Source organism: Aquimarina sp. MMG015 (assembly GCF_018100855.1).
In the GTDB taxonomy this organism is placed as follows: domain Bacteria; phylum Bacteroidota; class Bacteroidia; order Flavobacteriales; family Flavobacteriaceae; genus Aquimarina; species Aquimarina latercula.
Genome location: NZ_JAGJEB010000017.1, coordinates 42,534 through 54,180 on the forward strand (window position 1 = coordinate 42,534; position 11,647 = coordinate 54,180).

At 31.2% G+C, this 11,647-nt stretch carries 9 protein-coding genes; all 9 read left to right on the forward strand.

Features of this window, described 5'->3' with window-relative positions; translation table 11 throughout:
• The first annotated feature begins 645 nt into the window (after positions 1-645).
• The 9 genes from J8L88_RS22085 (at position 646) to J8L88_RS22125 (ending at position 11,563) form a co-directional block, all read left to right on the forward strand.
• On the forward strand, positions 646-2,436 hold the full coding sequence (locus tag J8L88_RS22085) for a type VI secretion system Vgr family protein (RefSeq protein WP_211061870.1): 1,791 nt from the start codon (positions 646-648) through the stop codon (positions 2,434-2,436).
• Between the two features lie 24 nt (positions 2,437-2,460).
• A complete protein-coding gene (locus tag J8L88_RS22090) occupies positions 2,461-3,255 on the forward strand; it encodes a hypothetical protein (RefSeq protein ID WP_211061871.1) in 795 nt (264 codons plus the stop codon).
• Positions 3,256-3,257: 2 nt separating this feature from the next.
• Positions 3,258-4,964 carry a PAAR-like protein gene (locus J8L88_RS22095; RefSeq protein WP_211061872.1) on the forward strand — a complete coding sequence of 569 codons (1,707 nt, stop codon included), beginning with the start codon at positions 3,258-3,260 and terminating at the stop codon, positions 4,962-4,964.
• Positions 4,965-5,001: 37 nt separating this feature from the next.
• Complete coding sequence (locus J8L88_RS22100) at positions 5,002-6,234, forward strand: DUF3289 family protein (RefSeq protein WP_211061873.1); 1,233 nt, start codon at positions 5,002-5,004, stop codon at positions 6,232-6,234.
• A gap of 114 nt (positions 6,235-6,348) precedes the next feature.
• Positions 6,349-7,908, forward strand: coding sequence for a TIGR02594 family protein (locus J8L88_RS22105; RefSeq protein WP_211061874.1), 1,560 nt, complete (start codon positions 6,349-6,351; stop codon positions 7,906-7,908).
• Between the two features lie 2 nt (positions 7,909-7,910).
• Positions 7,911-8,435: a hypothetical protein gene (locus tag J8L88_RS22110; protein WP_170837161.1), complete on the forward strand. Its 525-nt coding sequence runs from the start codon at positions 7,911-7,913 to the stop codon at positions 8,433-8,435.
• An 88-nt stretch (positions 8,436-8,523) separates the two neighbouring features.
• Positions 8,524-8,691, forward strand: a complete 168-nt coding sequence (locus tag J8L88_RS22115) for a hypothetical protein (protein WP_170837162.1) — start codon at positions 8,524-8,526, stop codon at positions 8,689-8,691.
• 65 nt (positions 8,692-8,756) lie between these two features.
• Entirely contained in the window at positions 8,757-10,625 is a 1,869-nt protein-coding gene (locus tag J8L88_RS22120) for a hypothetical protein (RefSeq protein WP_211061875.1), read from the forward strand.
• Positions 10,625-11,563 (forward strand): type IV pilus biogenesis/stability protein PilW, encoded by a 939-nt coding sequence (locus tag J8L88_RS22125; protein ID WP_211061876.1) that lies wholly within the window; start codon positions 10,625-10,627, stop codon positions 11,561-11,563. The genes J8L88_RS22120 and J8L88_RS22125 overlap by 1 nt, the downstream gene beginning before the upstream one ends.
• Positions 11,564-11,647 lie beyond the last annotated feature (84 nt).

Sequence of the window (11,647 nt, forward strand, 5' to 3'; positions counted from 1 at the left end):
GGAATATTTTTTTAATGATTTAATTGTCTGTTTTTCAGTAGTCTATTGTTGTTGTGTTTGAGTTAGGAAAAGTTTGGCACGCGTTTTGAAAATTACTAAGCAACTGATAGGGCAATAAAAATATCGGTTGAAAAATGTTTATTAATTTAAAAAAAGGAAATCATGACAAATTTTATTTCATTAAAAATCAATTGGAGTATATTAAGAAAGTTTTTACAAGAATTACCAGCGGCTAGTAGTCATGCAATTCATAGATAGACTTTTACCAATTTAAACCCCAAAACAAAATGTATACTACATACTTTTAACAACTGGATATGAATCTATTTTATATCCAGTTTTTCTTTTCTATTGGATTGGGATCAAATAATTTCTCATTTATTTTTTTAGTCTAATTAGTCTTTTTACGGGTAATCCTTATTTTTTTTAGTAACGAACCGTTGATAATCATAGTGGTTTTCAGGGGTATATTTTCACTGAATATCTGGTTGATCTAAGAGGTGTTGTTTTCTAAATTTGGAATAACCAAAAAGAACTATTGTTTATTCTTCGAAACCTAATTTATTGTCATTGAATACATTTAGTTAATAAGAATAATAGCTTGTTACTTTAATTGGTTACACAAATTAATCTTAAAACTCAGCAATGGCACTTCAATCTAATATCCAAATTTTTATTGGGGGAGTTTCTATAAAAGCATTTAAGAAACTTACACTTAAGCAAGAAATAGACGATCATCATTCATTAGAAATTTTATGTCGTAAAGATGTCTTAGAAAAAGTTTCTGATCTTTATGAAGATGAAAGCAATGATTTTTTAGGGCAAACTATTATTCTTTCTATTTCATCATTAGATTCTGTTAATGTTTACAAGGAGTTAAAGTTTAATGGCGTTGTTACAGAAGTAAAGGTGACCAATGGGTTTCATCAATCCATGGGAGATTCTATTTTAATCAATGCTAAAAGCAATTCAATACTTACAGATGATGGACCTCATTATGCATCATTTAGTGACGAAAACCTAACATCCATTCTTACGGATGTTTTTCAGAAATATGATCGTTCAAAATTAAATACTACAATAACTACAAGATTTAATAATCCATTGCATTATTGTGTGCAGCAAGGAGAAAGTAGTTTTCAATTTGCGAGTAGGCTATCCGCTCAATACGGAGAATGGTTTTATTATGATGGCGAAAATTTAATATTTGGAGAACCTCAAAATTCAGAAGAAGTTGCACTAACTTATGGGTTTGATCTTCAAGAATTTTCTAGACGTTTACAGCCTAGATCTAATAGTTATTCTTTTTTTACTAATGATTATCTAAGTAATGAGAAACATGAAGTTGGCACTTCAGAAATTACAAGTTCTATTAATGGGCATAATGGATTTGCTTCGAATAAAAGCAAAGAAATGTTCCCTCATAAAACACAAGTATTTTTAAATACTTATAATGATACTCAAACTAAACAAAGACTTGGTAATTTAGTAAAGGAACAAAAAAAGGCAGAAGAAATTAAACAGGTAATTATTACCGGTAAAAGTGATAATCCTGGTGTTAGTTTAGGAAGAATAGTAAAAATAAAAGAAAAAAATAACGATCAAGGCGTTTATAGAATTATCAAAATAACGCATACAGCAACCGAAAATGGGAAGTATATAAATCTTTTTGAAGGAATTGCAGTAGATCAAGATGTATATCCTAATACAAATATCTTTAAGATACCTAAAAGTGAGACTGAGGTCGCTACAGTTACCGCTAATGATGATCCAGAAGGAATAGGTAGAATAAAAGTACAATTAAATTGGCAAAAACCGCTGGGAGTTTACACGCCTTGGCTTCGTGTAATGACTCCGCATTCTGGAGGAGATAAAGGATTTCATTTTATTCCAGAGGTAGGAGAAGAAGTATTAATAGGTTTTGAGGGTGGAAATGCAGAGAGGCCTTTTGTCATGGGCGCATTGTATAATGGATCTGAGAATCCATCAGGATGGAAAACAGATAAAAACAATGTAAAAGCTATTAGAACTCGAAGTGGCCATACCATTGAATTAAATGATACTGATAAAGGGGAGTTTATTACTATAAAGGATAAGAATGAAAATCTAATTCATATTGATACCGCCAATAATAACATTACCATCACTGCATTGGAAACCATGACATTGAATGCAAAGAATTTTGAAATGAATGTTAAAGAGGATGCTTCATTTAATATTGGTAGAGATACAACAATTTATACAGAGAGAAATTTTGACACCTCTTCTTCTAATCATACAAATACAGTAGAAAGTAAAATGAAAAATACTATCGGAGGTGATTTAATTCAAAATAGTGGTAATGCAGAAATTCAGAGTAAAAGAAATATGAAGATTGCTTGTGGAGCAACAGCTTCTTTTCAAGGCGGAGGAAATGTAAAAATTAGTAAAGGATAAACGTATTTTTTTAACACATAAGTCATGATCCCAAGTAAATATAGATTTAGAACACAAGAGATACAATTAAATATTCCGAAACAAGGAATGAACAAATATTTGATAGAAAGTACAAATTTTATTAATTATTCTGGAGAAATACGTTGTTCTCGGAAGAAAGAAGTTTCTCTTTCTATGGAATACAATGAAGACCAACCATACATTCGTTTTGTAAATGTTGAGATTGAAAATGATAATTTTCAATTCTCTGACGGGTCCTTTGCAATGCAAGATATTATAAAAAGAACAGCTTCGGTTTATAACAAACTTAATTTACAAGTATCTTATAAAGGGCAAATCTTATCCATAGATAATATGGATGAATTACAGGAAAAATGGAGTAAAATAAAAATGTACTTTGAAAGTAAGTATAAAGGAAATCAAATACAGCGTTTCATTTTAAAAACAGAAGCGATATTAAATTCGGAAGAAGAGATTATAAAAGATATTTCTCTATATCATAATTTTGGAGGATTAATAAAATCGATCTATCAAAAATATAGTTCTGATTCTTGTAGTATTACTTCACAGTATTTATCTACAAAATACGGAAAGGTCTCTACAGAAGAGGATGTTTTATTACAATCAGCAAAGGAAACAGAAGATATTCAATTACAATTACAAGCTCATTATCCCAAAAATAAAGAATATGTTTCAGTAAACGGAACTTATAATTTTAAAGGGATACTTGAATCTTGGTTGCAGCGAGCTGTAATTTCTAGTATAGAAAAATATGGCAGACAAGAATATCATAATACCGTTAGTATAATTCAACTATAATAATGGCAGGGCAATTTGTAAAAAATGGAGCTACTTTAAAATGTCCTCTATGTTCTAGTAGCGGTACATTAATCGTATCACATACTCAAGTGCAATTACAAGACACTCCTTGTGCAACAAATGGAGATCGAACTAAGTCTAATCTTGTTTTTGGAGGGGTTTGTAAAAAATGGCGTAAAAGCCCACCGCCTTGTGCAAGTGTAATTGCTCCGACTCAATGGAAGGGAATTGCGACAGATGTAGAAATTGACGGAGAATTTATGTTAATAGAAGATTCTACAATTACCTGTAGTACTGGTGGCGTCGATATTGGTATTGATGATACTGCTCAGATGGATGTTCCAACAGATTTGCCAGATACTGAGAATGCCGTGCTAAAAAAGTTTTTGGTTAATATAAGAAGACCAGATGATTATAAAGGCGAATATGGTTTTGATTGGTTACGAGAAGAATATATTCATCCAATTGAAACTATAGTATATGATAATGGAAGGAATTCTTTTTCTGGACCTTTAAACCAACAACTACCTATATGTAAAAATGTAGAGGATTTAAAGAATGAATATAAAACAAAAGATGTAGTGAATCCGATTACTCCTTATGGAGAAGAGTATTATCCGGCATGGTTATCCATTTTTCCTAATGTCTCTTATAATGGAGTAAATGAGGTAAAGTTAAATATAGAAATAGAAGAGATAGAACCATTAGAAAATGATGCTACTCAAATTATTTTTGAATCAGCTAATGATTCACTTACAGTCACTCCATCGCAAATAAGTTTAAGTGAACTTTTGGGAGAAAAGCAAACTAGGGATTTAGGCACTACTACCAAGATTTTTTACGTAGCTGAAAAAGTAATTACAATAAAATGTGAAGGAAATCCTTTGGAAAATCATGAAGAAATAAAAATCTATGCGGAGTTGGATGGAGAAAAGGAAGAAGTAGGGAAATTAATGATATATCAAAATGATGCTATTGCCTTGATGGAAATTGTAATAGTAGATGTTAGTATCGGAACCCCCCAGAATAAGAGTACGTCTTTTATAAAACCTTTATTAGAGCATTCTTTTTCGCAAGCAATGATTCAACCTGTCGTTATGTCCTTGACAAATTTTGATATTACTTCATTACCCGATGATAATCAAGAGGTATTAGATTTTAAAAACACCTATTTACAAAATTCTGGAATAATCCAAGGAGGTTTAGAAGTTATTGTAGGTTTTGAAGATGCATTTCTTAGTTTGTTTAATCGTTATGGAAACACAGGGTTAACACATAGGATAAATAGTAACCTATCTAAAAAAACGTATATATTTTTAACACCTTTTCAACTAAAACATCCAGATACAGGAGAAGATTTAAGAGGAATGGCTTATATCGGAGATTTTAATAATCCGGCAAATCCAGGATGGGGTAATTCTGTGCTTATGACCCCTTTTGGTCTTTTGGATGACTCTAATGTGATACACGAGTTAGGACATTCATTGTCATTACCGCATACTTTTGAGGAATATTTTGCACGACCATTTACTTTTTATCAGGGTTTTACAGATAATCACATGGATTATTTTAATCAATATCACCCTGATCCTAATACTATTGGAGGTGCAAATCCAAATAAAGAGAATATGCATTCTTTCTTTAAATGGCAATGGGATATTATGAGAGAAGATAAAAGTTTGGTTTATAATAATACCGATATAGAATAAGATTATGTAAAAAAAATACGCTTAAAACCTATGAATCATGTCTGGACAATTTGTGAAAAACGGAGCTACCTTAAGCTGTCCGCTCTGTTCTAGTGATGGAGTGCTTGTTGTGTCACATACCGAAGTGCAATTACAAGATACGCCATGTGCGACGAATGGAGATCGAAACAAATCGAATCTTGTTTTTGGAGGAGTATGCAAAAAATGGAGAAAAAGTCCACCGCCCTGTGCAGGTGTAATTGCTCCTAAACAATGGCAAGAAGTTGCTAGTAATTTAGAAATCGATGGAGAGTTTATGTTGTTAGAAGACTCTACAATTGGATGTGCAACAGGAGGAGTAGATATCGTAATTAAAGATACCGCTCAGATAGATGTTCCTACAGATTTGCCAGAATCTATGCTACAGGATATAGAAGTGCCTTTTTATATAGAACGTTATAGAATACCAGGATTAAATGAAGATGGAAGTGCAATTGCAAATGATATGGCCTACGGTTCAGGAGAACCTAGTACGTTGATTTATTCAGAAGATGAGATACAAGCTTACAAGCAAGAATATGAGCAGGATGGTTTTAATGATACAGAACATATAAAGTTCGCAAATGGAGATAGGGTTACAGATAAAGCAATATATAAGACCGAAGAAATAACAGAAATAAGACCTATTTTATTTAATCTTACTAGGTTGAATTTTGATTTTATGCTTTTTGATGATTTTAGAATCATGGCGTTTCAACTTTCTTCAGGTGCATTAAGAGAAAATATAGCATCCATGATTGATAAGTTTCAAAATAATGAAGGAGGGATTTATGAGAATGCAGAACTTAATCAAGCGGCTATCGAGAGTTCTGCAACAGAAAGATTTTGTGCGGCTTTAGAAAATGACATTACACAACGAATACAGAATAGGGGAGGAAATATTGCGGCAGCAGAAGATACATCTGTAAGATGGCAAAGAAGACCGGGTGCTTCTCCTTCATTTGCTAGAGGAGAAGATAACAATCTTTTTAGAGGGTTAACAATTGCCGTGAATGATGTTTGGAGTTACGAAGTAAGTGTTATTGAATATACTAAAAAAGAAAACGGGTATGATATCAAATATGAGGTGATTTATTGGGATCATTTTGGGTTGGATTTACCGGATATGCAAAAGTTTTATTCACTAGGAGCAGGATTTAGAGGATGGTTTTTCTTGCAACATGTAAGAGGTTACAAACCTTTCTTAACAAAGATAACTTTTGAAAAAGAATTTTTTGTGCCAATTTCCTAATAGGTAAACATTCTTAGAAGGTAAATAAAAAAATAGTTGATATTTTCTAGAAATAAGAGGTGATCTTTTATGATTCTATAGATAAAGAAATATAATATTATATCATAAGAAATTATGGGTGAACATATTCAAGAAGCAATTAATGCAGCACGACAATTGATAGAGGCTCGTTCTAAAAGAATTGAGGAGATTAATCGCAATTGGGCTGATTATGCAAATCAAACAACTTTAGCTACTAATGAAGGAGAAGAAGCCCTACAGGATGCGTATTTTGCTGAGAAAAAAGAACGGGAGGTACCAGCAAATGATTCTTCAGAAACAGAACCTGAAACATATACAGTTGTAAGTGGCGATACTCTTGGTAGAATAGCGAATAGTTATGATGATGTAAGTGTGGAAGATATAGTTCAGGCCAATTCATCGTTAGATTCAGCTGATGAGATTGGTGTCGGAGATATCTTAATTATACCAAATGTAATTCCCATGATTACTGAGGTATATTACAATCCTACAAACATAGTAACTTTGGGTAGTGACACCTATATTGTAGTAAAAGGTTTTGCATTACAAGGTAAAGAAGCGACAATTCAAGTTTTTGAAAAAAGTCCTTTTTTATTAATGGAGGCTGAAGATACTCCGTTGACATTTTTAGAATATGGATCTTTGGATCCAGAAGGAGATGACTTGATCAATGAAAACCAAACAGAATTTAAAGTTCAATTTAATGATCAGGGAGAAGCAATTGTAAAAATACAACTAAGACCAAAAAAGGAGGATCCAGATACAGTTTATTTAGAATGGCAGGAGAAATTTATACCCAAAGAACCCGAAGAAGGAATGACATTGCCGCCTCCGACTCAAGAAGAAATACAAATAATTGAGCCAGAACAACCATTAACTTTCGGAAATGGTACTCCTGGAGAAGATGTATTATCTCCTACGAATCAATCAGCGAATTTTCCTCTTCATGGGGCAAAACCGTCATTACCTCCAATTATAGATTTTTTATGGTTAAAAGTAGAAGTAGCTGGAGATAATGGCACTTATGAAAGACGCTTTCCTGAAGAAAGAGGAGAATATTTTAGATTAGAAGTTAATAAACGTGCTCCTTGGATGGAAATTGCTATTAGAGAAGCAAAAAAGGCGAGAGGCATAGTAGAAGGAATAGAACCAATGTATACTATGGCCAAAAATTACTTGCGTTTTGTAGGAAATCCTTTTGAACCAACAAGTTCGAGAAATGGACCCTGGTGTGCTGCTTTTATGAATTGGTGTATGGAAGAAAGTGGTTATAATTATGCATTAAGCGCTAGTTCTTTAGCCCCAATCCATGAAAATTTTGATAAAAATTTCAAACAAATAGAAGTGCCTGTTTATGGATGCATAGTAGTATATGCGAACATTAGTCAATGGAGAGGTCATACAGGTTTTTTATTTGGAATGGCAACTAATGGCGATTACATCCTTTTAGGAGGAAATCAAGATAATTCTATAAAACTAGCTCCTTACGGAGAATCAATAGGAAGTAAAAGACTTTATGGATTTTATGTCCCAGCTGACTATGAGTTAGGGTTCAATGATCAATTAACGGATAATGACAGAAATATAGACATTTCAAGAATACATACGGAATGGGGGATAATCCCGTCTGAAGATAAACAGGAGGTAGAATGATTATGAAAAATAAATTATACTTGTTTTATTTTTTGATCATAAAATTGTTAGTTAGTTCCTGCACTAACGTAACTATTAATTCGATCATCAGTGAAAAAAGGACAATAAAAAAAGGAAGTATTAAAAATTATCAAAGCTGTATTAAATTTTCAGATAGCTTAAAGGTTAATGAATTTGTTGTTAATTATATTAATCATATTTATAGTAATGATCTAATCGCTTTATCTGAAAAGAATAGTTATCCTTTAAAATTTATAGGTTCTAAAGTTGATAGTAAAGAAGAGTTTTTATTAAAATTCAAAAACTCAAAATCTAACCTTAATTCCATATTCAATATTGAAGTGTTTAATGAAAAAGATATCTTAATAGATTCTATAAGCTCTAAAAATACCGAAATTCTTTATAAAGATGATTTAAAAAACAAAAACTGTAAGGAAGTATTTATAGGCTTTAAAACTGGGTTATACCTAAAAATTAATAAGAGTAATAGTAAATATAAAATAATGGTAATAGATTTTGCTGGGTAAATAACTTTCATAAACTTGAATTAGCGCATTTGTATGAAAGAGGCGATATTTATTAAAGAACAAAATACTAAATAAAAAAATATTTACAGTGGATTTAATGGAAGTGCTAAGAAGTTATGATCCAGTGAGAATGGAAAACAATCTTCTTTTAGTTCCTGTTAAGGCAAATGACCAAGAAATAGAATCAATGACTCTTTACAGATTTAAAGTTAATGAAAATCGTCTAGAATTGAAATCTGTAAATTGTATAGGATGATTAGAAATAAATGGCATCTAAATTTATGAATTATTACATCTATTTGTAATAAAAAGAATATTAGAATGAGTGGACATAAAGAAGGAATTAATGCAGCACAACAATTGATAGAAGCTCGTTCTAAAAGAATTGAGGAGATTAATCGTAATTGGGCTGATTATGCGAATCAAACTACTTTTGCTACCAATGAAGCTGAAGAAGGCCTACTTGACGCATACTTTGCAAAAAGAAAAATAGAAAAGAGTAGAACTGAGAATGTAGGATCTCCTTCTGAACTTTATAAATTTAGAAGTAGAATGACAATTGTTTCTGATGAAAATTATAATAGAATAGTTACAGCAATAACTAATAATTATAATGAAAATTTAGAAAGTCAAGATTTATATACTACAGAAGAACTTGTAGCTTCAGTACTTGAAAATGGTGAGTACCCAAAAGATACAGAACTTTCGGTTCCAGTGATGACAATAGAAGAAACAGAAGAGTTTATAGAAATTAAAAGTGGTGTTTTAGGTAGAGATGCTTATATTTTTGTAAAAGGGTTTGCTTTAAAAGATAAAGAAGCAACTATAGAAATTTTTGAAAGGAGCCCATTTTTATTAATGGAGGATGAAATTCCACTTACAGTTATTCAGTATGATACTATAGAAGCAGAAGAACCAAATGAGAATACAAATAAAACCGAACTAAAAGCTATTTTTAACGATCGAGGAGAAGCTGTTGTAAAAATTAAATTTCGTCCCAAAGTAGAAGATCCAGATACGATCTACAGTGAATGGAAAGAAAAATTTACACCTAAAGAACCTATTAGTCTCCCTCCTCCTTCTGTAGAAGAAATGCAACTAATTACTCCGTCTGTTCCACTAACTTTTGGATCAGATGTGCCACAAATTGGGTCAGAGGTATCTACTAATCCAGAGGATTATCCTCTACCCTCTAATCAAAAGCCGGAATTACCCCCGGTAATAGATTTTTTGTGGTTAAAAGTAAAAGTAAGTGGAGATAAACAGGATTATGATGAGGAGTTTTTAAATGAAAATAACGATTCATATTTTAAGCTTAAGGTTTGTAATTGCGGGAAAAAATATGATGGACAGTTTAGATGCACAAGATATGGTAGAACGGTTAAAGTATATGGACCAATATATAACGGTAGTTACAAATTAAAAGATTATGCTAAATGGAACGAAATAATTTCAAAAGGAATAGTTACTAGTATGGAAAAAGATATATTTATAATTATGTCTCCAAACGAAGGTAATCTTGATTCGGTTCAATCATATGATAGTGAAATAGTTACTGCTGGCGCAATGCAAAAAACAATTAATCCTACTGGACAAGGAGAGTTCCCTATTCAGGTAGCAGAATTTAAAAATTCTAACGCTGAGAAATATGTTTGTCTTTTTGAAAGTTGCGGTTGGACAGTAGAGAATAATACTATGTTCTATAAAGATCCGGATGATCCTAATGCTCAAAAAATTACAGGTAGCGATTTAAAGCGTAAAATAAGGGAGGGCTTTGATGCCTCTACTTTCGGTTCCAGAATAAAATGTAAGCCACTAGAACCTATAGTTAATGCAGTAAATGATAATGATTTTCAAGTAAAACAAATAGAAGATTTTATCTCAAGATTAAGAGATAGGGTTTTGCCAATTGTACCTAGAGGTTATTCTCATACATTAGGTGATTTTTTAATATCACGATTAGGAAGAGCGACCGCTTTAGATCATCATATAAATAGACCTGCATATGTTAGAAATGATCTTGGAGATTCCTTGAATAATTTTTTCGCAAGGAATCCTAATGTGTCTGAGAATCCATTAAATTGGGGAGATAATCATCAGACTTATGAAACTGCAATTTTAGAAGATTATGGAGTAACAAGAAGAGGTACAGATATGGCTGAAAGATTTAACAAAATGAGAAATAGGTAATGATTACTATGAATAATGTTTATAAGCCCTTTGTGATTGTTTTGATTTTGTTAGTTAGTTCATTTTTTAATTGTGCTAGTACAAATAGTTATGAAACCACTTCTAGTTCAGTTTTGAAAGGTAATCAGTATACTTTATCCTGTGAAACTAATAGGTTGTCAACAATTTTAATTCAGAAAGAAATTATAGGAGATGAATTAATTTTGAAACTGATTATAAAAAGAAAAAATAAAATTGTTGTTAAAAAAAATATAGAAATTAACAGAAGTACTTTTGGTTATGATTCCTTACCAGACATTGATCTTGAATGCTCTAGTGGTGGATTTAATATAAATTATACTTTTAGTTTTGGTAATGAGTATATATTATTTAATCATTTTATTGGGGAGGAAGACGCTGATAATTTTTATCTGAAAAAAATAGCGTTTTATGGGAGTAGTAGAAATTCTTTTAGCTTTGAAGGTTCTAAGGTACTAAAAACAATATCAATAAATAACTATGAAATACATACGTTAGCTTCATTAGAATTAAAACCAATTTATTTTAAAGATAATTTACAGACAGTAAATGAGCTAGTATTAAAACCACTTGTAGATAGTCTAAGAGAACGATCTTATTTTGATATTATTGGAAATGAAAAATTATTAACCATTATTACTCGAGAAATCCCTGTTTCAAAAAGCAATTTATTAAGTTATAATCAAATAGAGGGCAATTTAAAAAGGAGAGAACTTTATTCAGAAACAATCTTTTTATCAAAAATTGTTTTACAGAACCATGAAAACTCTCAGTCTTATTTGAATATGGGAGATGCATATTGGAGCTTAAGAAATGAAGAAGATGCAAGAAAGTCTTATGCTAAATATATAGAGTTAATAAATAGTAAAGAACAAAAAACTCAAATTCCCAAGTACATTCGAAATAGATTAAATAATTAATTCAAAATTTGATTTCGAAATTAAACTCATATAGTTTTCGAATTATCTATTTGATAGTGTTTGATTATAATTTTTGAGTGTTAT